At 52.7% G+C, this 24,174-nt stretch carries 22 protein-coding genes; 10 read left to right on the forward strand and 12 right to left on the reverse strand.

The annotated features are described in order from the left end of the window. Nucleotides 1-186 precede the first annotated feature (186 nt). From ACM615_RS14905 to ACM615_RS14940, 8 genes are all read left to right on the forward strand, one after another. Entirely contained in the window at nt 187-1,767 is a 1,581-nt protein-coding gene (locus ACM615_RS14905) for a carbohydrate porin (protein ID WP_431012103.1), read from the forward strand. Between the two features lie 73 nt (nt 1,768-1,840). After that, on the forward strand, nt 1,841-3,214 hold the full coding sequence (locus tag ACM615_RS14910; RefSeq protein WP_113877716.1) for a sucrose-specific PTS transporter subunit IIBC: 1,374 nt from the start codon (nt 1,841-1,843) through the stop codon (nt 3,212-3,214). Then, entirely contained in the window at nt 3,211-4,620 is a 1,410-nt protein-coding gene (locus ACM615_RS14915; RefSeq protein ID WP_431012104.1) for a sucrose-6-phosphate hydrolase, read from the forward strand. Before ACM615_RS14910 ends, ACM615_RS14915 begins: the two co-directional genes overlap by 4 nt. Then, nucleotides 4,621-5,676, forward strand: a complete 1,056-nt coding sequence (locus ACM615_RS14920) for a LacI family DNA-binding transcriptional regulator (RefSeq protein ID WP_112289101.1) — start codon at nt 4,621-4,623, stop codon at nt 5,674-5,676. Nucleotides 5,677-5,969: 293 nt separating this feature from the next. After that, nucleotides 5,970-7,199: a sensor histidine kinase gene (locus tag ACM615_RS14925; RefSeq protein WP_129638146.1), complete on the forward strand. Its 1,230-nt coding sequence runs from the start codon at nt 5,970-5,972 to the stop codon at nt 7,197-7,199. A gap of 17 nt (nt 7,200-7,216) precedes the next feature. Then, nucleotides 7,217-8,284, forward strand: a complete 1,068-nt coding sequence (locus ACM615_RS14930) for an AraC family transcriptional regulator (RefSeq protein ID WP_431012105.1) — start codon at nt 7,217-7,219, stop codon at nt 8,282-8,284. 118 nt (nt 8,285-8,402) lie between these two features. Continuing rightward, nucleotides 8,403-9,548 (forward strand): methionine adenosyltransferase, encoded by a 1,146-nt coding sequence (gene metK / locus ACM615_RS14935; RefSeq protein ID WP_240783286.1) that lies wholly within the window; start codon nt 8,403-8,405, stop codon nt 9,546-9,548. 48 nt (nt 9,549-9,596) lie between these two features. Next, nucleotides 9,597-10,091: a BMC domain-containing protein gene (locus ACM615_RS14940; protein WP_129638143.1), complete on the forward strand. Its 495-nt coding sequence runs from the start codon at nt 9,597-9,599 to the stop codon at nt 10,089-10,091. Between the two features lie 94 nt (nt 10,092-10,185). On the opposite strand, the gene pduF is transcribed toward ACM615_RS14940, so the two are convergent. From pduF to pduL, 12 genes are all read right to left on the reverse strand, one after another. Then, complete coding sequence (gene pduF / locus ACM615_RS14945; RefSeq protein ID WP_129638142.1) at nt 10,186-10,995, reverse strand: propanediol diffusion facilitator PduF; 810 nt, start codon at nt 10,993-10,995, stop codon at nt 10,186-10,188. 54 nt (nt 10,996-11,049) lie between these two features. Beyond that, on the reverse strand, nt 11,050-11,967 hold the full coding sequence (locus ACM615_RS14950; protein ID WP_129638141.1) for a glycyl-radical enzyme activating protein: 918 nt from the start codon (nt 11,965-11,967) through the stop codon (nt 11,050-11,052). Between the two features lie 78 nt (nt 11,968-12,045). Beyond that, complete coding sequence (gene grpM, locus ACM615_RS14955; RefSeq protein ID WP_431012106.1) at nt 12,046-14,592, reverse strand: glycyl radical diol dehydratase GrpM; 2,547 nt, start codon at nt 14,590-14,592, stop codon at nt 12,046-12,048. A 62-nt stretch (nt 14,593-14,654) separates the two neighbouring features. Further along, complete coding sequence (locus ACM615_RS14960; RefSeq protein WP_112289093.1) at nt 14,655-14,960, reverse strand: BMC domain-containing protein; 306 nt, start codon at nt 14,958-14,960, stop codon at nt 14,655-14,657. Nucleotides 14,961-14,969: 9 nt separating this feature from the next. Then, nucleotides 14,970-16,493, reverse strand: coding sequence for an aldehyde dehydrogenase family protein (locus tag ACM615_RS14965; RefSeq protein ID WP_431012107.1), 1,524 nt, complete (start codon nt 16,491-16,493; stop codon nt 14,970-14,972). Between the two features lie 42 nt (nt 16,494-16,535). Then, nucleotides 16,536-17,321, reverse strand: coding sequence for a propanediol utilization microcompartment protein PduB (gene pduB / locus ACM615_RS14970; RefSeq protein ID WP_112289091.1), 786 nt, complete (start codon nt 17,319-17,321; stop codon nt 16,536-16,538). Nucleotides 17,322-17,370: 49 nt separating this feature from the next. Next, on the reverse strand, nt 17,371-17,652 hold the full coding sequence (gene grpH / locus ACM615_RS14975; RefSeq protein WP_095925478.1) for a propanediol utilization system shell hexameric protein GrpH: 282 nt from the start codon (nt 17,650-17,652) through the stop codon (nt 17,371-17,373). Between the two features lie 205 nt (nt 17,653-17,857). Beyond that, a complete protein-coding gene (gene tdcD, locus ACM615_RS14980; protein WP_431012108.1) occupies nt 17,858-19,066 on the reverse strand; it encodes a propionate kinase in 1,209 nt (402 codons plus the stop codon). 11 nt (nt 19,067-19,077) lie between these two features. Next, entirely contained in the window at nt 19,078-19,569 is a 492-nt protein-coding gene (locus ACM615_RS14985) for a GlcG/HbpS family heme-binding protein (protein WP_129638137.1), read from the reverse strand. 9 nt (nt 19,570-19,578) lie between these two features. Then, entirely contained in the window at nt 19,579-19,845 is a 267-nt protein-coding gene (gene grpN, locus ACM615_RS14990; RefSeq protein WP_112289088.1) for a microcompartment shell vertex protein GrpN, read from the reverse strand. A 12-nt stretch (nt 19,846-19,857) separates the two neighbouring features. Continuing rightward, on the reverse strand, nt 19,858-20,544 hold the full coding sequence (locus tag ACM615_RS14995; RefSeq protein WP_129638136.1) for a flavoprotein: 687 nt from the start codon (nt 20,542-20,544) through the stop codon (nt 19,858-19,860). After that, nucleotides 20,541-22,277: a phosphate propanoyltransferase gene (gene pduL, locus ACM615_RS15000; protein WP_310503046.1), complete on the reverse strand. Its 1,737-nt coding sequence runs from the start codon at nt 22,275-22,277 to the stop codon at nt 20,541-20,543. Before pduL ends, ACM615_RS14995 begins: the two co-directional genes overlap by 4 nt. A gap of 265 nt (nt 22,278-22,542) precedes the next feature. Here pduL and ACM615_RS15005 point away from each other — a divergent pair, with 265 nt between their 5' ends. Together ACM615_RS15005 and ACM615_RS15010 are read left to right on the forward strand one after the other, a co-directional pair. Continuing rightward, a complete protein-coding gene (locus ACM615_RS15005) occupies nt 22,543-23,358 on the forward strand; it encodes an ATP-binding cassette domain-containing protein (protein ID WP_159281655.1) in 816 nt (271 codons plus the stop codon). Next, nucleotides 23,358-24,173 carry an ABC transporter ATP-binding protein gene (locus ACM615_RS15010; RefSeq protein WP_431012109.1) on the forward strand — a complete coding sequence of 272 codons (816 nt, stop codon included), beginning with the start codon at nt 23,358-23,360 and terminating at the stop codon, nt 24,171-24,173. The genes ACM615_RS15005 and ACM615_RS15010 overlap by 1 nt, the downstream gene beginning before the upstream one ends. Nucleotide 24,174 lies beyond the last annotated feature (1 nt).

Below are 24,174 nucleotides of genomic sequence, written 5' to 3' on the forward strand. Positions count from 1 at the left end.
AATCAAGAGCAAATGAATTTTCAGGACGACATTGGGAATTGCCAGCAAGATCACAAATCCAGCACAAGGCTGCCGAACTTCGTTGCGTAAATACATAACGGGTGTTTATTGTGCTCAGGAAAACCAGTTTAGCAATTTAGCAAAATGGTTTTCCCATAATAATTAAACTTCCTCTGAAGGGATAAAATGATGATGAAACCTCGCTATCTTGCTGTTGCTATTGGACTTATTCTTTCTTCTGCGGCTCAGGGGGCCGATCTTTCTTCCAGTGCTATTGAAGCCCGCTTTGCGGCGATGGAAAAACGACTACAACTCGCCGAAAGCCGCGCCGCTAAGGCCGAAGCCCGTGCTACGCAGGCAGAACAGCAAGTTAAACAACTCGAGACACGCACCGCCAGCAACGAACAGCAAACCCGTCAGGTGGCGAAGACGGCTGAAATCACCCAGCAGCAAACTGCCGATGTGGCTAAACGCACCGAAACGTTAGCCGGCAATGCCAAAAGCAACAGCAGTGATAACAGCGGGTTTAAATTCAGTGGTTATGCCCGTTCCGGCGTGATCATGAACGATTCTGGCACCTCAACGGAAAGTGGCCCGTACGTCACCCCGGCCGGACAAACAGGCGGTGCAGTCGGGCGTCTGGGTAACGAAAATAACACCTACGTCGAACTGAATCTGGAGCACAACCAGACGATGGCCAGCGGTGCGACCTCCCGCTACAAAGTCATGCTGGCTGATGGTCAGCGCAGCTACAACGACTGGACCGGCGCGACCAGCGACTTAAATATCCGTCAGGCGTTTGTCGAACTGGGGTCGCTGCCGACATTCACCGGGGTCTGGAAAGATTCCACCCTGTGGGCGGGTAAACGCTTTGACCGGGATAATTTCGACATTCACTGGCTGGATTCCGACATCATCTTTCTGGCGGGTACCGGCGGCGGGATCTACGACGTCAAATGGGGCGATAACCTTAAAAGTAACTTCTCGCTTTACGGAAGAAACTTTGACGACCTGAAAGACGACAATAACGACGACACCCGCATCGAAAACTACATTGTCACGGCCAACAACTATGCCGGGCCATTCCAGTGGATGCTGAGCGGCCTGCGTGCGAAAAATAATCAGGATCGTGAAAATACCGGCAACCGGGGGATCAGCACCGCCGCGGACACCGGCTTCCACACGATGCTGGCGTATCACGGCGACAGTTTCTACGGCCTGCGCGAAGGGACATCGAAAACAGCCTTGCTTTACGGGCACGGGCTGGGCGCAGAAGTGAAAGCGCTGGGTTCTGACGGACGTCTGACTGACGATGCGAGTACGCTGCGTCTGGCAACTTATGGCATCACGCCGATCAGCAAAAACTGGGGTATCGCCCCGGCGGTTCTGGCGCAGCAGAGCAAAGACCGTTATGTCTCTGGCGATGATTACAAATGGCTGACCTTTAACACCCGCCTGATCCAGCAAATTACCGAGAACTTCGAACTGGCATCTGAAGGCAGCTATCAGTATATGGATCTCAATCCACAGGGTTACAGCGATTACAACAAAGTGAAAGGCGGTTTCTACAAACTGACCTTCGCACCGACCTTCAAGGTCGGCGATATCAGCGACATGCTGAGTCGTCCGGAAATCCGCTTCTTCGCCACGTATATGGACTGGAGCAAAGAACTCGACAGTTATTCTTCCGCAGATTCATTTGGTACTGACGGATTCACGGCGGGCGGACAGTGGAACTTTGGCATCCAGATGGAAACCTGGTTCTAAACCGCAGGGCCTGATTTAAAAAAAACGCCCGGCCAGACCGGGCGTAAATGATAATGAAAAACTAAGGGATTCTATGAATATCAATGCAATCGCGACTGAATTGCTTCCGCTGTTGGGTGGCAAGGAGAATATTGCCAGCGCGGCACACTGTGCCACCCGTCTGCGCCTGGTGCTGGCGGACGACAGCCTGATCAACAAAAGTGCTATCGAACAGGTCGAAGGCGTTAAAGGCTGTTTCAGCAATGCCGGACAGATTCAGATCATTTTTGGTACAGGGCTGGTGAACAAGGTCTACGCCGAATTTATTAAAGTGGCCGGTATCAGCGAATCCAGTAAATCTGAAGCCGCGGATATTGCGGCGCAAAAGCTGAATCCGTTCCAGCGCATCGCCCGCGTGCTGTCGAATATTTTCGTGCCGATCATTCCGGCGATTGTGGCATCCGGCCTGCTGATGGGGCTGCTCGGCATGGTGAAAACCTACGGCTGGGCCAACCCGGAGAGCGCGATTTTTATCATGCTCGATATGTTCAGCTCAGCGGCGTTTATCATTCTGCCAATTCTGATTGGGTTCACCGCTGCGCGGGAATTTGGCGGCAACCCGTTCCTCGGCGCTACGCTGGGCGGCATTCTGACCCATCCGGCGCTGACTAACGCCTGGGGCGTCGCCAGCGGTTTCCATACCATGAATTTCTTTGGTATTGAGATTGCGATGATCGGCTATCAGGGCACGGTTTTCCCGGTGCTGCTGGCGGTGTGGTTCATGAGTTTCATCGAAAAACGCCTGCGCAAAATCATTCCGGATGCGCTGGATCTGATCCTGACGCCTTTCCTGACCGTGATCATTTCCGGCTTTATCGCTTTCCTGATTATCGGCCCGGCGGGTCGTGCGCTGGGTGACGGCATTTCCTTTATTCTCAGTACATTGATCACTCATGCAGGCTGGTTCGCGGGGCTGATATTTGGCGGGCTGTATTCGGTTATCGTCATCACCGGTATTCACCACAGCTTCCATGCTATTGAAGCCGGTTTACTGGGTAATCCAAATATCGGCGTGAATTTCCTGCTGCCGATCTGGTCGATGGCTAACGTCGCGCAGGGCGGTGCCTGTCTGGCGGTTTACTTCAAAACGCGTGATGCGAAAATTAAAGCCATCGCAGTGCCTTCAGCGTTTTCCGCCATGCTGGGTATTACGGAGGCAGCAATCTTCGGGATCAACCTGCGCTTTATGAAGCCTTTCCTGGCGGCGCTGGCGGGCGGTGCGCTCGGCGGTGCCTGGGTGGTGGCGATGCACGTCAATATGACGGCAGTCGGTCTGACCGGCATTCCGGGGCTGGCTATCGTGCAGGCCAGCTCGATTCTCAGCTACCTGATCGGTTTGGTGATTGCCTTCGGCAGCGCATTCCTGCTGTCATTGCTGCTGAAATACAACACGGAGAGTGAGAAATGACGGAAACCAGTTTGCTCAAAAAAGCACTGTGCAGCGTGGTCGCCGGTCAGGTTAAAGCGGCGGCAGACCCTTACCGCCCCGGCTGGCATCTCGCGCCGCCGGTCGGGCTGCTCAATGACCCGAACGGATTTATTCAGCATAACGGTCGTTTCCATTTGTTCTATCAATGGAACCCGCTGGCCTGCGCGCACGGTGCTAAATTCTGGGGGCACTGGAGTTCGGCAGATTTACTGCACTGGCAGCATGAACCGCTGGCGCTGGCACCTTCAGAAGCCTACGAATCCCACGGCTGTTATTCGGGCTCAGCCGTGACAGATAACGGTCAGCTGACGCTGATTTATACCGGTAACGTGAAGTATCCCGATGGCAGCCGTACCGCATTTCAGTGTCTGGCGCGCGAAAATACAGACGGCGAATTTGATAAAACCGGGCCGGTATTTAATCTGCCGGAAGGCTATACCGGACATGTGCGTGATCCGAAAGTCTGGCGGCATGAAAACCACTGGTACATGGTGCTGGGCGCTCAGGATCTCAGCCTCAAAGGCAAAGTGTTATTGCTGCGATCTGAGGATTTATCAGCCTGGGATCTTCTGGGCGAAATTGCCGGTTCAGGTTTACACGGGCTGGGCGAATTCGGCTACATGTGGGAATGCCCGGATTTATTCCGGCTGGCAGATAACGACATTCTGATTTGCTGTCCGCAAGGTTTAGCGGCGGAATCTGACCGTTATCTGAATACTTTCCAGTCGGGTTATTTTGTCGGGCAACTGGATTACGACAATGCGACCCTTGAGCACGGCGAATTCACTGAGCTGGATCTGGGGTTCGAATTTTATGCGCCGCAGACCACGCTAACGGATGACGGGCGACGCCTGCTGATTGGATGGATGGGAATACCGGACGGAGATGAATTTTTCCAGCCGACAATACAAAATGGCTGGCTGCATACGATGACCTGCCCGCGCGAACTGACGCTGGTGGCGGGTAAAATCATGCAAAAACCGGCACGTGAGCTGCAACAACTCCGTCGTGATGAACAGGCATGGCAGGGGATTGCCGACGATTGCCCTCCACTGGACATCACAAAAGCCGAGACGGAAATCGTCACAGAGCAGGCTTTCAGCGCGGATTTAGGTGGCGACATGACGCTCAGCTTCGACGGAGAATGGCTGCGTTTAACGCGAAAAAACCGACGCACTGGCTTGGCGGAACAGCGTATCTGGCGCGGCGCGCTGCACAAACTAACGGTGTTAAGCGATGCGTCGAGCCTTGAAATTTTCGTTAATGGCGGAGAAGCGGTGATGTCCTCACGCTATTTCCCTGTTTTACCGGCACAATTGAACTTGCGGGGTTCTCATCAGATTACGCTGCGCCACTGGTCGTTGGCGGAATGCGTGATAGAATAAATGTCTTTCCGGACAACAGAATATGGCGCAGTGAAAAAGACCAAACGCATCACTATCAGTGGCATAGCCGAACTGGCTGGCGTCTCAAAATCGACTGCCAGCCAGGTACTCAACGGACACAGCAAGAAGTTTCGAATCTCCGATCCCACCCGGGATCGGGTGCTGGCCGTGGCGGCTGAACATCATTATCAGCCGAGCATTCACGCCCGTTCGCTCAATGTCACGCGCAGTTTCACACTTGGGTTGGTCGTCCCGGAAATGACCAACTATGGTTTTGCTGCCTGCTCCAACGAACTTGAGACGCTGTGTCGCGAGAACGGCATGCAGCTGCTGATTGCCTGCACGGATGAAAATACCAGTCAGGAAACCATGGTGGTCAATAATCTGATCCAGCGTCAGGTCGACGGACTGATTGTCGCATCCAGCATGCTCAGCGATGCAGAATACGTAAAAATCAGCCAGCAGTTACCTGTCGTCTTATTTGACCGCCATATGCAAGACACGCAGCTGCCGATTGTGGTCTGTGAAGCCATCGAATCCTCAGCAGAACTGGTCTCGCGTATAGCGCAAACCCAGCGTGATGAATTTTATTTTCTTGGCGGACAACCGCGGATCTCCCCGACCCGTGACCGCCTGGCGGGTTATCAGCTTGGCCTGCAGCGGGCGGGTGTCAGCCTGAACCCGGACTGGATTGTTTACGGCAATTACCAGCCAAGCTCCGGCTATGAAATGTTTGCGCAACTGTGCGCAAGACTCGGACGTCCGCCCAAAGCACTTTTCGTGGCTTCCTGCGGCCTGATGGAAGGCGTTCTGCGCTATATGAGCCAGCATCAGCTGCTCGAGAGCGATATCCATCTGTGCAGTTTTGACGACCACTATCTGTACGATTCCCTTTCCGTGAAAATCGACACGGTCGCGCAGGACTGCGGGGAACTGGCTATGCACTGCTTCAGCATGATCAGTGACCTGATGAATGAACAACCCATCGCACAAACCCAATGCTTCCTGACCCCTAAATTGCACTGGCGTTCCCGGCACTTCTCGCAGATCAAATAAATAGTAAATACTCTCGCAACAAGATGATGTGATAATTCATTTCGCATCATCTGATTTATTCCGCCTGCATTGTCCTTTGTGGTCATCCATGCGGGGAGAGCACGTTGAGCATGTTGCGTCTGAACGGTAAATACCTGACTGATTTTCACAATTATAATTAACATCAGTACATATAAATTAATATTCCTGGCTAATTAAATTGCCCCCGCTGTGACGGGTTTCAAAATACATAAAGGTGCCTTCCTGTATATTTATACGGTGAATGTATTTAATTACCAGTGCAGGTAATCATAATGAATAACAAATATAAATTGCATGAATTTCTTGATGTAAAAAGACTTCAGACTCTCCAGGATAATTTTAGTAAATCGATGATGATTGCCTTAGTGGTAGTCGATCAGGATGGCGTTCCGGTGACACAGGCCAGCGGGTTTTCAGATTTCTGCGCCCGGTCACGTCTTAATGAATCGCTGGCGAACCACTGCTACGAAAGTGATAACGCCGGTGGACGTGCCGCTATGGAGGCCGGAAAACCAGTGGTATACCGCTGTTACTGCGGCTTTGTTGAGTTCGCTGTGCCGATCATGATTAACGATCATTATCTTGGCGCGTTTATTTCCGGCCAGGTGAAAGTCGAGGAAGAGAAAGAGCGCACCATTCCGTATATTCTCGATAACAACGAAATATGGAAAGAAAATGAATGGCTGATCGACTTACATCATGATGCTAAACGCATGCCTTACGATCGTTTCGAATCGACCGCCTCCACATTATTACATGTCTCGTCGTATCTGGTAGAACAGGCGCATACCAACAATATTCAGCGGGAACTGCACCGCAAAGATCTCGAACTCACCGATGAGTTGCGTAAAAGAGTGGAAATAGAACGTTCATTGCATGAAGCGGAATTTAAAGCCCTGTCTTATCAGATTAACCCGCACTTTCTGTTTAACGTATTAAATACCATTGGCCGGCTGGCATATCTGGAAGATGCACAGCGCACAGAAACCATGGTGCATGATTTTTCCGACATGATGCGCTATTTGCTGCGCAAAAATAATCATGGCCTGATTACGCTAAGCCATGAAATTAATTATGTCACCTGCTACATGTCAATTCAGAAAGTCCGCATGAATGAACGCTTCGATTATGAGTGTGATATTCCGGAAAAATACCTTGATGTCGTCTGCCCGTTCCTGATTTTGCAGCCCCTGGTCGAGAACTTTTTCAATTACGTTGTCGAGCCGAGAGACACTCCCAGTCTGCTGCGCATCAGCGCGACTGACGACGGGCACGATGTCATTCTTGAGGTAACCGACAACGGCGACGGTATGTCACGTGCAGATATTGCCAACATTTTATCCGGTGACGAAAACCGTCAGAAAGGCGGTATCGGCATTAATAATATTAAAAACCGGCTTCAGCTGTTATTCGGCGAAAGCTATGGTCTGGTGATTTCCAGCGCGCATCAGCCAAGAATGGGGACCACCATCACTCTTAAATTCCCCATGCTGCAAGCCTGAAACAGGGAGAAAAGACTATGTACAATATTGTGATTGTAGAAGATGAACTGATTGAATCTGAATCTTTACGACGCATTGTGTCTCAGTACGTCGATAATTCCGTGGTGCATGAAGCCAATACCGGCAAAAAAGCCATCCAGCTGATCGACCAGCTCGATCAAATCGATATGATGTTGGTCGATATCAATATTCCGCTGCCTAACGGCAATCAGGTGATTGAATATCTGCGCACCAAAAGTGCCAGCACCAAAGTCATTGTCACTACCGCTAATGACGATTTTGATATTGTGCGCAGCATGCTGAACCTGAAAGTGGATGATTATCTGCTGAAACCGGTGAAGAAAAGCACACTGACCGATGCCATCAGCAAAACCCTGGAAGTCAGTGATATGGACATTGCGGCGTCACGGGCACTCAAACAATCTGTCGGCGAGATGATCGAACACTGCGATTATCATCGATGGCATCAGTTTCTGTTGAATGCGCTCGATGACGCCTGCGCGGGTACGCCTTCCGGCATCAGTCAACGCAAATTACTAACGGATATACTCGAATTACTGCATCAGCATCTTTCTTCATTGGGAGATAAAGGACTGCCCGCCGGGAAGAAAGTGACGGCAATGATCCAGGAAATCAGCCAGTCTGGCATTACGCCGGGAGCCTATTTCCGCATCATGACCAGCTTGCTAAGCATTAGCGAAGACGTTTTCGACCATGCACTAAAGCACTTTTCGGGCACCATGAGTTTTATCGATCGCGCCAGATTCCATATTGAGAAAAATATTCTTAATAATCTGACGCTCGACGACATTGCCGCACGCTCCTTCGTCAGTTCCTGCTATCTGAGCCGGGCCTTCAAGAAAATGACCGGCTATGGTTTTTCAAATTACATCGCTGCCCGCAAGTTAAGCGTAGCCAAATCACTTCTGCAGTTCAGCGAACTCAGAATCAACACCATCGCGCTGGAACTGTCATATCAGGACGCCAACTACTTCTGCCGGATATTTAAAAAAGAGACCGGCATGTCACCTTCTGATTTCCGTAAAATCGTCGCACCGGAACCCGTCAATTCACAAGCGGGCTAATTTTGTGCGCAGGCTCGCCGTAAGGGCAAAAAAGTCCACCCTGCCCGCAAGATAATTTACGTTGCTTTCAGCCGCCGCCCCCTACCATGGGGGAACCTTTGAACAACGTGGCGCGACTTTGGAAGACTCTCTTTTTACCTCTGAATCGGTTGCCGCCGGGCACCCGGATAAAATGGCCGACCAGATAGCCGATGCCATTCTGGACGCCTTTCTATTACAGGATCCTCAGGCCAGAGTGGCATGTGAATGCCTGGTCAAAACCGGCGTAGCCATTGTGGCCGGGGAGATCAGCTCAACCGCCCATGTTGATATCGAATCAGTTATCCGCCACACCATTAAAGAAATTGGCTACAACCATTCCAGCCTGGGTTTCGATGGCGCAACCTGCGCCGTACTGAATATGCTGGGTAAACAGTCTGCCGAAATCGCACAAGGTATCGGCGGCACAACCTCTGACTCACTGGGCGCGGGCGATCAGGGCATCACTTTCGGATATGCCTGCAATGAAACGCCGGAATATATGCCTGCGACGCTGGTATATGCGCACCGGCTGATGGCGCGTCAGGCGGCGTTACGCCAGTCGGGGTACCTGCCCTTCCTGCGTCCCGACGCCAAAAGCCAGGTGACGTTGCGCTATCGGCAGCATCAGGTGGTATCCGCCGATACGCTGGTGATTTCAACACAGCATTGCCCGGAGATTTCTCTTACACAACTTCGCGAAGTGGTGCTGGAAGATATCATCAAACCGGTTATTCCCGCCCGCTTGCTAACGCCGCAAACCCGTATTTTGATCAACCCCGCCGGACAATTTATCACCGGCGGTCCGGCAGCCGATTGTGGTCTGACTGGCAGGAAAATCATTGTAGATACCTACGGCGGCGTAGCCCGTCATGGCGGCGGTGCGTTTTCGGGTAAAGATCCGTCGAAAGTCGATCGCTCGGCCGCTTATGCCGCACGCTATGTGGCAAAAAATATTGTCGCGGCGGGGCTGGCAGAACGTTGCGAAGTCCAGTTCGCCTGGGCCATCGGCCTGCCCCGCCCGGTCGCCATCCGTATCGACACTTTTGGCAGCAGCCCGCTGACGGAGCAACAGCTGGTGCAGCGGGTGAACCGACATTTTGACCTCAGCGTCAGCGGCATCATCGCGACACTGGATTTGCTCGTCCCGCGTTACCGTCAGACTGCCTGCTACGGCCATTTTGGTCGCGACATTTTCCCCTGGGAAAAGACCGATAAAGCACAGGCACTACGCGATAACGCCTGAAACAGTGCGCGACGCACTTCACCTTGAATCTGTTAACAGGAGCGACTTATGCCCGGACAAAGTTTGGGATTAATTGAAACCGTCGGTCTGGCCGCGGCAATAGAAGCTGCGGATGCCGCGATAAAATCCGCGCACGTTACGCTTATCGGCTATGAACTCACCAAAGGTGGCGGTATGGTCACCGTCAAATTCGAAGGCGAAATCGGCGCGATTAACGCGGGGATCACAGCGGGTGTGATGGCGGCCAGCAAAGTAGGCACCGTTTATGCGCACAAAGTGATTGCCCGCACGGCGCAACACATTGAATGCATGATTTATTCTGCAGATACCCTTGGCATAACCGCTGCCGAGCCTGAAGCTGAACCCGTGCTCTTTGAAAACCCACAAACTATTCCGGTGCTGAATGTGGAAGAACTGAATGTGGAAGAAACGCCGGATCAATCCACATGTATGGATTTTTCAGAAGAGGCACCGAAGAAGGAACAATCAACGGTCACTGTAAACCCCAGCCAAAAGCCTCGTGGTGCTGGCCGTAGAAAATAAACCTAAAGCAAATAAACGTAATCTGCAGATAGAAAAACGGCGATGCATTGGCACCGCCGTTTTTTATGGGCTGTTTCTACGGGCTGAATGAAATCTAAGGTTTGGCAACTTCCGCCACCGGCGCGTTACCCGGCAGGTTTTTACCGATACACAGGCGATACACCGCAGCACCCAGGCAAGCACCGATAACAGGCGCAATAATTGGGATCAGGAAATAAGGAATGTCCCGACCGCCGGTCATGGCGATGTCACCCCAACCGGCAAAGAAAGTGAATAATTTTGGGCCAAAATCACGCGCCGGATTCATGGCAAAACCAGTCAGCGGACCGGTGGAAGCGCCAAGAACCGCGACCAAAATGCCGATCAGCAACGGACCTAACGGGCCACGCGGCACGCCGTTGCCGTCGTCGGTCAGCGCCATGATCAGCCCCATCAGAATCGAAGTTATGACGATTTCGATAAACGCCGCCTGCCACACGCTGATGGCTGCCGAAGGATAAGTACTGAAAATGCTGGCCAGTTGAAGGCTTTCCACACTGCCGCGTACCATATGGTTGGCGGTTTCAAAATTGATAAACAGATTATGGTAGAACATGTATGCCAGCAGCGCGCCGCCGAATGCCCCGGCCACCTGGGCGATAATATATGGCACCACTTTACGGGCGGGAAAACGCGCAAACAGCCACAGAGCGATGGTGATCGCGGGATTCAGGTGTGCGCCGGAAATGCCTGCGGTGAGATAGACAGCCAGCGAAATCCCCAGCCCCCACACAATGCAGATTTCCCACAACCCAAAACTGGCTCCTGCAACTTTTACTGCCGCAAGACAGCTGATGCCAAAAAACAAAAATAAGCCGGTACCAAGAAATTCCGCAATACATTGCGTCTTCACTGAATCATTCATACAACGACCCTTCCCGATAATTGTTTTATAAGGCTGGATTTCCTTAACGGAAACTCAGCCGCCGATATGGCAATGAAAACCAGACGACTCAACTTCTCTTTTTAATAATTCCATTTTCGATTCGGCAATACTGTCTGCTTCGCCCATCGGATAAATACGCCCCAGCAGGCCATACTTATTTTCACCAAAAGAGTGATAAGGCAATAAATGCAAGGTATCGACGTTAGACATCAGCCGCGCAAATTCCGCAATATTGTGTATTTCTTCGGGATTATCATTCACGCCAGGGATCACCGGAATACGCACAATGGTTTTGGTCAGGAATGAAATACGCAGCAAATTCTCCAGGATCTGACTATTTTCAATTCCGGTATTCGCCAGATGAATGGCCGGATTGATTGCTTTAATGTCGGTAAGTGCCAGATCAACGTAAGGGAATACATCGGCAATCACCTCCGGCGTGGTAAAACCGGTCGTTTCGATGGCCGTGTGCCAGCCCTTTTCCTTACAGGCTTTCAGCAGTTCCCGGGCAAAAGCAGGCTGCGCCAGCGGTTCACCGCCGGAAAGCGTGATGCCGCCGCCCGAACGGCGGTAGAGATTTTCTTCCTTTTGTAATTCCCGCATAACGTCAGCGACCGTCATGCGTTTACCTTTCATTTCAAGAGCCTGTGTCGGACAGACCTGCGTACATTCGCCGCACTGAATACAACGTTCGCGATCAATAAAGAAAGCATTACTTACAGATAATGCCTGCTGCTTGCATGCCTCAATGCATTTACCACAGCGAATACAATCGCTCTTCTTGAAAATTAATTCCGGCGTAGGACGTTGTGATTCCGGATTACTGCACCATTTGCATGACAGCGGACAACCTTTAAAAAAAGGAATAGTGCGGATCCCCGGCCCGTCATGCAAAGAATAGCGCTGAATATTAAACAGCACGCCTTCCATCTCATAATCGACTTTATTCATAACTTGACCCGCCATCAGCGCCACAGGTTATTTAAAAAACGGGCTATGTATTGCTACATAGCCCGTGAAGGTAGCTGATCAGAATTGCTGTTCTGTACGGCTGATAATGTCGTCCTGCACCTCTTTCGCCAGCACCACAAACTGCGCACTGTATCCGGCGACCCGCACCACAAGATCCTGATGTTGTTGTGGATTGTTCTGCGCTTCAATCAGAGTGTTACGGTCAATGACGTTGAACTGGACATGCATACCTTTCTTATCAAAGTAGTTACGCACCAATCCGCTGAAATGACGTAGCCCCTGTTCACCGGCCAGAGCAGACGGCAGGAATTTCTGGTTGTACAACGTGCCATTGGAGGCAATGAAATGATCGAGTTTAGCCACTGAGTTAGCCGCTGCCGTTGGCCCCTGTGTATCCTTGCCCTGACGCGGTGATACACCGTCAGCCAGGGGTTCTTTCGCCATGCGTCCGTCCGGCAGTGCAGCCACATCTTTGCCGAACAAAACGTTAGCGGAAACCGGATAGATCCCGGCCTGGAACTGGCCGCCACGCGGGTTAGTGTATTTTTCGACTTCCTGGCAGTAAATCAGCGCACAGTTGCGCGCCACCAAATCCACTTCGTCGATGTCGTTACCAAAGCACGGTGAGTTTTCCAGAATGTGGCGAATCTCTTCAAAGCGCGGGTTATTGCCAGCCGGAGCCGCAGAAGTGCTGCTGGCAAGCTGGCGGTAAACTTCATTTTTAATCGCCGCCGGATCGAGAGAACCATGCTGACTGATGATGCGTTTCACCATCTCATGAATTTCCTGCTCGCCGAGCGATGACTTACCGCCTGCTTGATGAGGAACGCTGCCGATGGCATGACCGAAGTTGGCGTCCAGCGCGCTTTTCAGCTCAGTCATTGACAGTTTGCGGTCTTCAAAAACTTGCTTCTGAATGGCGTAAACAGAATCCCCGGTGTCAGCGATACCAAAGGCCTGCGGGCCGGTAAAGTTGTAGATTGCTCCGCCATCCTGTAATGATTTACCACGACCAATGCAGTCATCCACCAGTGCAGAAAGGAACGGTAACGGGCAGCGCTCGCCGTGGGCGATATCGACACTGTTACAGGCCTCGACCAGCTGATGAACGAAGTGTGCCATCTGTTTTTTGAAGGCAGTGAAGAAGTCATCAATGCTGGCATATCCGGTCATTTCGCCGGTCACCGGTCCTAATTGTTTACTGCCCACGCGGCCATTGTTCAGTGTGATTTCCAGCACCTTCGCCACATTGAAGAATGCCGCATCATGCCAGCCTTCGGTACGATGAGGTGCCTGCGGTTCGACGCAACCGATAATGCAATAGTCACGGGCATCGTGCAGAGAAACACCACGGTTTTGCAGCGCCGGGATGATCACTTCATCGTTATACATTGCCGGAACGCCCAGCCCCATGCGCACCAGTTCACAGGCGCGGTAGAGGAATTCGTCCGGCGTACCCTGCCAGACGCGAATGGAGAAAGACGGCTGTGGCAGGCGCACATGCGCAGTGGCTTCCATGCACATATAAGTCAGGGGGTTGGTGGCATCGCGGCCATCTTCAGTCTGACCACCGACGCACAAGTTCTGGAACACGGCGTAACCGGCAAATGCCTGTGCGGAAATTTCATCGCGGGTTTTGTTGATGTCGTTAAGCTTTATCCAGCAGCAATCCACCAGCTCCTGCGCGAATTCTTTCGAGATGGAAGTATCAGCGGCCAGATACGGGTACATGTACTGATCGAAACGCCCCGGGGAAATGGAGTGACCGCTGGATTCTATCTGCAACATGCTTTGCAGGAACCAGAAGGTTTGACAGGCTTCCCAGAAATTGCTGGCACCGTTTTCCGGCACCCGCGTACAGTTTTGGGCAATTTGTTCCAGTTCGCGCTTACGCGTTGGATTACTTTCCAGCTGCGCAAGACGTGTCGCTTCCTGCGCGTAGCGATGCGCAAAATTGATTGCCGCCTGATAGCTGATAATCACGGCATTGTAGAATTGTTCTTTTTTAATATATCCCGGTTCGGAACGGTCCAGAGCTTCCAGCTGACGGGTCACCAGGTTAATAATTCCTCGGAAGCCGATTTTCAGTATTTTGCCGTAATCCACACTGACATGGCCGACACCACCATAGAAATAGTTGCCGACGGTAAATACGCCGCTGGCCATACTTTCTTTGGTGCCTTCCGACATATAAGATGCCGCCAGTGAACTGGTAGTTTTTCCCGGCCAGTATTTAAACGCCTCATGCAAATCATCAGCCGTTTTTTTCGGGATAATAAACGGGTCGGCGACCCGATGTTCCATGGTATTAAATTCTTTTTCTACCCAGTCGTAAGAGAATTCAGGACAGATTTCAGTGGAGCGTGGATTAATCGTCACCGCGCCAACAATCAGCTCGTCGGGACGAATAGTTACCGGCAGCTCATTAAATATTTTTTCGACCACGCGTGCCCTGCGCATAATAGCGGGCAGTTGTTCATTTTCTTGATACGCCTGCGTTGCTAATACTGCGCGTTCCGATTCAACATAAGGTTTCGCATGCAGGATCATATTTTTGAGTCTGACAACACGTTCGGTCGGATTAGAAAAACCTTTCTCTAACATAGTGTAACTCCCGAAATGAGTGATTTAACCTTGCGGCAGTAATAGTTTTTATTAGCGGATAATCAGAAAGCGCTATTATTGTTATCGTCTTCTATTATTCGCATGGCTTCATTTACCGCGGCGACTTCGCCAAAAATAGCAAGCGTCGTAATATGTTGTGGACAACTACCGAATATTTCCGAGACCACAACATTGGCGCTTTTACTGGCAGCATCGGCGTAAAAATACAGATCCGGCACCGGCAACATAATCATGCCGATCGCATCGATACGGATAAGATCAAGCCTTGAACGAAATTCCCCGGGCATTCTGCGTTTTATCATCGCCACGATGTCCGGGGTCGGGGCATTAATAATGCGTTTTTTCATCGACGCCCCTTATCTGACGTTAAGGGCCTCGACCATCACGCAGCGACGGGTTCTGGCAAATGAACGCGCTGACGTCAGCCCTTCTCCGGTGGGTCCGGCAATGGTAAAGGTGGCATGCCCTTCGCCGCCGACACCCAACCCGGCATAAGAAGGCCCGTTTTTGACGAAAATCGTGGTCTGGATCTGCCGGGCCATTTTGGTCAGCTTTTCAACGTTGGTTGAATGCATGATGGCGGTATGGCGGTTGCCATGTTCGACCTGCACCGCCAATTCAATGGCTTCATCCACATTATCGACCCGCACCACCGGCAGCACCGGCATCATCAGTTCATGCACTACAAACGGATGATTTTTCTCGGTTTCAATCAGTATCACTTTAGTGTCTTCCGGCGCACTGACGCCCAGTTGTTGCAGAATATAGCGAGCATCTTTGCCAACAAAAGCGGTGTCAGGACCGGAGCCTTTTTCGTTCAGCACCAGAGATTCCAGCTGGCGGATAAGTTGTTTGTCACACAGTAAATAGCCACCGCTTTTTTTCATGCAATGGATCAGATAATCCGCTACCTGATTGACGACAATCACTTCTTTTTCGGCCACGCACGGTAAATTATTATCGAAGCTACATCCGCGAATGATGTCGCGGGCTGCCTTTTCAATATCGGCGGTTTCATCGACCACTGCGGGCGGATTGCCTGCACCGGCACCAATCGCTTTTTTACCGGATGACATTACCGTTTTCACAATCGCCGGACCGCCGGTCGCCACCAGCATATTGATGCGAGGGTCGTTGATCAGCGAGCGGGTGTTGTCGATGGAAGGCTGTGTTACCGTCACCACCAGATTGGCCGGCGCGCCCAGGGCGGCGAGTTTCTGGTTAATCAGTTCAACACAGTATAAAGAAACGTTGCGGGAGCGCGGATGCGGGCTGAATACCACGGAATTGCCTGCCGCCAGCATACCGATACTGTTGTTGATGATGGTTTCTGTCGGATTGGTGGTCGGCGTGATCGAACCGATAACCCCGTAAGCAGAAAACTCCGTCAGGGTCAGGCCGCTGTCACCACTCAGCGCGCCGGTAACGAGATCTTCCAGCCCGGGGGTTTTCTGTGCCGCCACGCGGTTTTTGGTCAGCTTGTCGGCGTAATTGCCCATGCCGGTTTCTTCTACCGCCATGCGGGAAATATCCTGCAAAACGGCGTCCTGCAGGAATACATCGCGGATGCCCTGAACAAACGTCGCCCGATCCTGCATTGAACAGTGGCGATACTGTACCTGCGCCAGCACTGCCGCGGCAATCGCTTCATCCATGGAAGCAAACGCACCGTTGCCTGCCTCACATGCCGGTGAATGCACCGCCGTTGCAGGAGCTTTAGAAGGTGCCTGCGCCAGCGCTCTGGCAACAATGGCGTCGAGCGTGTCACCGCCCGTTGCCTGAGCGATTTCAGACACTGCCTCAGGCGCAGTATCTGACGTTGTTTTGGTAAACCTGCTCAGCACGTTGGAGACCGCCTGAGCAATTTCAATATCATTCATGCTGTTAATTCCTTACTTCACGTCGCTTCGCCAGGTTAACCCTTAAATGTAGGGCTTGGTGGTAGAGCTGATAGGCGTCGGATCCAGCGTGGCAAGCAGTTGCAGCCCGACTTCACGTGCTGCAATTACGGCCTGTCGCACTGCACCAGAATCACCGGCAAAGGTGAAAATGACTTCGTTGCTAAAACTGGTACCTTTCGACGGACTGGCGTAACCCACCGGCTCGATCACTGCCGATTTGGCCGCCACATCGGCAATGACCACGCCGATGGCCGCAGGTGACGCACAAGTCATGCCGAAGGCTTTACCGACCGGCGCACCGAAAGCTTTATTCAGCGCAAAACTGGCACGTGCTGTGTACTGGAATTCAAGATGACCGGCCGGAGAGCCGTAAACATCGCCCATCGTGCGTTCAATCTCTGACAGCGCCACTTCAATAGCACGGCGGACATCGGACACATCAGTAGCACCAAAAATAATTAAACATCCGTGCCCGCCGCCGCCTTCAGTATCACGCGCCAGTTCCACCGATAATATTTCGCTGTTGGTGGCTTTCACTGCTTCATCTGCCGCAAATATATGCGGACCCGCACCGGTTCTCGCCCCAAGAATACCAATAGAGCGATATTTCTTGTCGATATTCATGACGTCATGTAACTGATGATCGACATTGGCAATAACCAGACCAATAGTATGTCCGAGCGCGGTGCCGACAAATTCCGTTAACCCGCAACCAGCAATACTGGCGGCTTTTTTATCCCTGGCATTGTCGCTGGTCTGTTTATTCACTACTTCAGATATAATCTGCTCAACAAGATTATCTCTCATGGTCAGTATCCTCTGGGGTTATTAACCGACAACTGTTTACCGACCTTTATTAGCCGACGGCTTTTGGAAGAATTTTTTCAACTTCAATATGCGGGCGAGGAATAACATGTACAGATACCAGTTCGCCAACTTTGAGCGCCGCAGCAGAACCGGCATCCGTCGCCGCTTTCACTGCACCAACATCGCCGCGCACCATGACAGTAACCAGCCCTGAGCCGATTTTTTCATAACCAACCAGAGTGACATTGGCGGATTTAACCATGGTATCTGCGGCTTCAATTGCAGAAACCAGACCTTTTGTTTCAACCATACCTAACGCTTCTTGTTGCATAACGACCTCTGATATTGAGTTGGGAAATTAATTAATGCAGTGTTATTAACGTCGGCCAGAAAACCGCGCACTTATATCCTGCAGGTAAACTATTCACGCACAATGATAATAAGGACTTCACGATAAAATGTTTTGCCCGCCAGCCGGACTTTCTTGTTATTTCATCCGGCAACCGGACAATAAAATCTCTTTGTTTTCTTTTTAATTAATTCACCGTCTGCGCGGCGCAAATCGCCACCGCATCCAGCGCTATCATTTTTTCTTCATTGGTCGGGATCACGACTACACGCGAGGAACCAGGCAATGAGATAACGCCCGTGCGACCGCCGCAGGTGTGATGATTTTTCTGCGCGTCCAGTTTCAGCCCCAGCACACCAAGCCGCGCAAGCGTCAGTTCGCGGATCAGCGCTGAATTCTCGCCAATCCCACCCGTAAAAATTAGCGCATCGAGTCGTTTCAGTGAGGTCAGATGCGCCCCCAGATGGCGCGCCAGCCGGTGAACCATCACATCTATTGCCAGCGTTGCCCGGGCATCACCCTGCCCGCGCGCTTCCAGTAAGGTGCGGCAATCACTGGATAACCCGGATAATCCCAGTAATCCTGACTGGTTATTCACCATTTTGTACAACGCATCGATACTCTGACCGGTACAGGTCGCAATATGCGCCGCAGCACCAAAATCCAGATCGCCACAGCGTGTCCCCATCACCAGCCCTTCCAGCGGCGTCATGCCCATTGAGGTATCCACGCTGCGCCCGTTTTGCACAGCACATACCGAAGAACCGTTACCAAGATGGGCAATCAGAATGCCATGATCGGCCGGGTCGAGATCCAGCATTGTCAGCGCTTCGCCCGCAATATAACGATGCGAGGTGCCATGAAATCCGTAACGGCGGACCTGATAGCTTTGCTGATATTCCAGCGGAATGGCGTAGGTGTAGGCCGCCGCAGGCAGTGTCTGATGAAACGCGGTATCAAACACCGCGACCTGTGGCACCTGAGGCAGCAGTGCGATGGCCGCTTCGATGCCGGTCAGATTCGCCGGGTTATGCAGAGGCGCCAGCGCCGACAGCGCACGAATTTTTTCGATGACCTCCGGCGTGAGGCGAACCGATTGTTTGAATTCATTGCCGCCATGGGCGACACGATGTCCGATAGCCTGTACCGCAGGCAACCACTGGCGTTCTGCCAGTTCCCTGAACAGCACTTTCAGCGCGCAAACGTGGCTGGCTTCGCTCAGCGCCACCGTGGTCTTCTGTCCGTGACTGTTTTTTAGCGTCATGCTGGCGTTATCCAGCCCCAGTCTTTCAGCCAGACCCGACAACACCGGCGCGCCTGAATCAGACGGGATCAGCGAAAATTTCAGCGAGGATGACCCGCAGTTAATAACTAAAACCAGTGAACCGAAGGACATGTTGACCCCTGTTAATCATTTCCTGTTGTGAGTACAAAGCGGGCGACGCTGAAGCGTGTGAGCGTGTTGCGCGCGACAGTCAGATCTTGTTCAACCGTGCCGCCGCTGATGCCAATCCCGCCAAGTAAAATCCCCTTCGACCAGCACGGTAGTCCGCCACCAATGCAGCAAATGCCGTTTTGATGTTGCAGGCTGTAAAGCGCTGCGCCCGGTTGAATCAACGCAGCAAGTTCGTGAGTGGGCATTTTGAGCGCCACGGCGGTGCGGGCTTTTTCCGGCGCAAGCTGGTGGCTTATCAGCAATGCATTCTCCATGCTGAAGAAATAGCGCTGATGGCCGCTGGCATCCGCCAGGCTGAACACCATTGGCACGCCAATACTCAGCGCTTCTTCAGCGGCAAACCGCGCCAGCAAGGCGCCGTCATCCAGGCTAAACGTGCACTGCGAACCCGTTCCCTGGACGGTAATCGCCGCGCTGATCCAGCCATCGAGTTGTTCAGACATAGCGTTTCCTTAAGACAGATCTTGCGGATCGACGATGCCAACAACGGCGGCATCAATCACAGAATGCTCTTTGCTGTTGCTCATGCGCGCCGAACTGCCGGTGGAGATAATGACGATTTCGCCATTGCCTGCCCCGACGAAATCCACCGCCACTTGGGCGCTGCCGGTGGGCTGGTAATGCTCATCCAGCCGCGCAACCATCAGTAATTTGGCCCCGTTTAACGAGACGTGTTTGGTGGTCGAGACCAGCGCGCCGGTCACTTTTGCCAGATACATAATTCCTCCGGTTCACCGGATCACGGTGATGTTCTGTCGGCGAATTTCATCTTGCGCAGCGGGCGTAATCAGCGTGTTACGGCCAATGCGCAGCGAGCCGCTGGTGTGATGAAGACGGATATCATTCATTGTGATCAGTCGCTTTTGGCAGGCAGTGTCTTCAAGGCCTTTTATCGCAATGCCGTATTGCCTGAGCGTATCAATATAATCATTCAGCCGGGCCTGCAGCGGCGGCGCAAACGCACTGTCACTGAGATGCAGCAGTTCGGAATTGAGTGTGACAATCACCGGCGTGTTTAAGCTGAGCGCGTGAAAAACTTGCGTAGTCGCGAGGTTATCGCGTAATCCCAGCGCGATTTTGCTCAGGCTGTTGGTGGAAAGCGCCGGCAAATACAGGCTGTCGTCAGTCAGCGTTGAAAACTCATCGATGCCGCTAACTAATTGTATTTCAGATAGTAATGCAGTTTTCAGCCCGGACTCTCCGGCGCTGTATGAAAACATCACCCGGAGCACATAACCGGCAGATTCAAGCGCCCGCAGGCTTTTCAGAGTCTGTGGCAAGGTCGTCAGATCGCTGCCGGTGATCACCACGCGCACGGTTTTGCATCCTGCATTGCGTGCCGCACGTTCGCGCACCAGCAGCTCCGCAATCGACTTATCAATCAGCCGTGACAAACGCTGAAGCTCCGGCGTATTCATGGGTGCGTCACCTTGCCGGTCCGAAACAGCAGGTCGCCGTTGCGCAGCCCCAGGCCGTTGGCTTCTTCCACATCGATATGCAATTCCGGCACTGCATCCGCACTGACCCGCACCAGCACATGGCTCAGAATGCCCGCCCGCTGGCCCTGTGCCTGCAAATCGATTTCCATGCCATCGCGCAAACCGTGGTGTTCTGCTTCCTGCGGGGAGATATGAATGTGTCTCCAGGCCACAATGGTCCCGTGCGGTTTGCTGACTTGTCCTTTCGGCCCGACCAGCTCGACACCTGGCGAATTTTCCAGATCGCCTGACATTCTCACCGGCGCTTTCACGCCCAGCGCAAAACTGTCGGCCACTGAAATTTCAATCTGCGTGACGCTGCGCAGCGGCCCGAGGACACGCACATTGGGAATATCACCCTTGGGCGTACGCAAGGTAACGGTCTCTTCCGCAGCAAACTGACCGGGTTGTTTAACCGCTTTCAGACGCGTCAGCGTCGAGTCATATCCGAACAACACATCCATATCTTCACGGCACAAATGCACGTGGCGGTTAGAAATACCGACAGGCACAGCAAACTTCGGTGCGCGGTATTCGCCGGTTTCAGCGATGCAGGAAAGCAGCAGGTCAATACTCTGCGCACAAGGCGTACAGGGGTTGGAAGCGGTGCAACCATCGGCCAGCACGGCCTGTGTAAGCAAGGGGCGCATCGTTTCATATGCGGCCAGATCCGTGCCGAGTTCTTTTAAGCTGCAGGGGATACCAAATTGCTGGTTTAACTGTCGGAGGCGCTCCACCAGTTGGGAAATCATGTCTTGTGGATCAGCAGTTGCGATACCCATAATTTGGGCGCACAGACAGTAACGGCGGGTCGTTTCAGGCGAGGCATGCGCGGCGTTAAATTCGGTGACTAACGGCAACAACATGGCATTAATTTTACCGTGCGGAATATGCAACATTCCGCCGATGGCGTGTGCCATGCCATGCACCAGCCCAAGGCCGGCCGAGTTAAATGCCATGCCCGCCATGCAGGAAGCGTTATGCATATGAGTCCGCGCCGCGACGTCTTTATCATTCTCATAAATCTGCGGCAAATGCTGCCACGTCAGGGCGATGGCTTTTTCGGCCAGTGCATCACTGAAATCATTAGCGCCGGTAGAAACCAGTGCTTCGATGGCATGAGTCAGCACGTCCATTCCGGTATCTACCGCGATATGTCGCGGTACACTCAGCACCAGTTGCGGATCAAGAATGGCGGTATCCGGTACGAGTGCCTGCGAAACCAGCGGGTATTTGCGGCCATTCTGCGGGTCAGAAATAATCGCATAGGACGTCACTTCCGAACCTGAACCGCTGGTCGTCGGAATGGCGATCAGTTCGATGTCATATTGCCGAGAATCGGTCCGCTGATAGTGGTCTTCCAGCGTCACTTTGATGCCTTTGGCAGCATCCAGCGAAGACCCGCCGCCCAGTGCAATAATCACCTGTGGCCGGAAGGCTTTAAACTGTGCCGCGCCTTCGTGCAAAATATCCGTGTCCGGATCCGGCCTGACCTTGCCATACACCGATACCGTGGCCTGCGGCATCTGTTCCGTCAGATACGCGACCTTGCCTGACGTCATCATAAATTCATCGGTGACAATCGCCACTTTCTTATTAATCAGGCTGTTTAATGCCGTGAGGGCGCCGTCGCCAAAGTACACGCGCGGGCTGGAGAAAAAATAACTCGCCATTATTTCAACACCTTTACTCAGGATGCCGGCTTACGGAAGGCGGCCGAAAAAAGATGCATTTAACCTAACATTCTGCTTCTGAAAGGCTGTTGCTCAGGGTTGTGCAGGTGGAGGACTTTTTTGCCCTGTTGTTTTTGCAACGGGCAAAAAAATGCAGGACGCAAGAAGATGACAGAGAAAAAAACACAAAACCTTTTGCATCAAATTGACACAATTTGTTATGTTATCACATATCAAGAAAACGCTTGGATGGACGGGTTCAGGGATGGCGCAAGACAATAAACAAAAAACTGAGCCGGTTCTGGTGGTTGAAGGACTGACAATGCGGCTCGCCGGTGAAAATCGTATTTCCGGTTTGAGCTTCAGCATCAACGCAGGCGAGCGCGTTTGTCTGCTCGGCGCTTCCGGCTCAGGCAAATCTCTGACCGCCAGGGCGATCACTGGCACTGCGCCCGCAGGCGCGGGACTCAGCGGCAGTATCCGGGTGAATGGCGCAGAAGTTTGCGGCAAACCGCCGGTATCACGTTCCGCATACAGCCGTGTCGCCACCGTTTTTCAGGATTCCTCCACCGCACTGAACCCGCTGATGACACTTGGAAAACAGCTGCGCCTCGCCCTGCCCGCCGCAACCACTGATGACATACACGCCATGCTGGACGCCGTCGGGCTGGGCGATATTGCGCGATTCTCTTCACGTTATCCGGCTGAACTTTCCGGTGGCCAGCGCCAGCGTTTGTGCCTTGCGCTGGCAATGCAATCCCGCGCAGCGTTGCTGGTGGCGGACGAGCCGACGACCGCGCTGGATGTGTTAACCCAGCATCAGGTTTTGCAGGCCATGCGTACAGCCTGTTTTGCCCGCCCTTCACGTGCGCTGCTGTTTATCACCCACGATATCGCCGTCGCCGCGCAATTATGCGAGCGCGCACTGGTGATGGAAAACGGTGTTCTGGTGGAATCTGCCGCGATGTCGCAGTTGCTCAGCCGCCCGCAACATCCGTATTCCAGACAACTGGTTCACGCCGCCAGACAGGCCGCCATGCTGCATCAGAATGCTGCGTCACTGTGCGGGGTTGCAGTCTGATGGAAACTTCACTGCATCTGGTCAGCGAACCCTTTATGCATCTGCATAACGTCAGCCGTCATCATGCGCTACCGCGTGCCTTCTGGCGCAGACAGCACACGACGCTGTTTGAGCATTTGTCGCTACGCGTAAGCCGCCACGAAACTCTCGGACTGGTGGGTGCCTCCGGCTGCGGTAAGTCTTCCCTGCTGAAAATTCTTCTGGCGCTCGAAGCACCCGACAGCGGAAAAGTGTATTGCGCGGGTACAGAAATCCGCCCGGGCTCAGCACGGTCTTTGCGGGAATACCGGCGGTGCGTGCAGTATATTCCGCAGGATCCTGCAGGCTCATTGCCACCTGCGCAGACGATCGGTCAGATTATTGCCGAACCGCTGAAACGTCTGGGTTTTAAAGGCGATATTAGTTTGCGGGTCAGCGATGTGATGGCGCAGGTGAGTCTCAGCGACACTCTCACCTCCCGGACGGCAGGCGAGCTTTCCGGCGGACAGGCACAGCGTGTGGCGATTGCCCGTGCGCTGGCGATCCGCCCGCAATTTCTGGTGGCCGATGAGCCGGTCAGCGGTCTGGATCTGCCGCTGCGTGCGCAGGTCAAACAGCTGCTGCAACAGGTGACGCAGCAAAATGGCATGGGCCTGCTGATGGTGACACATGATATTTCGATGGTCGCCGGTTTGTGCGAGCGTCTGCTGGTGATGCACGGCGGTGAGATTGTAGAAGATCGCGCCACGCAGGACGTTTTGCGTTCTCCGGACCATACTCATACGCGGCATTTGCTCAACGCCATACCTCATTTACCTTTGATCGTTAACGGATAAC

Source organism: Rahnella sp. PAMC25617, from assembly GCF_050606005.1.
GTDB lineage: Bacteria > Pseudomonadota > Gammaproteobacteria > Enterobacterales > Enterobacteriaceae > Rahnella > Rahnella variigena.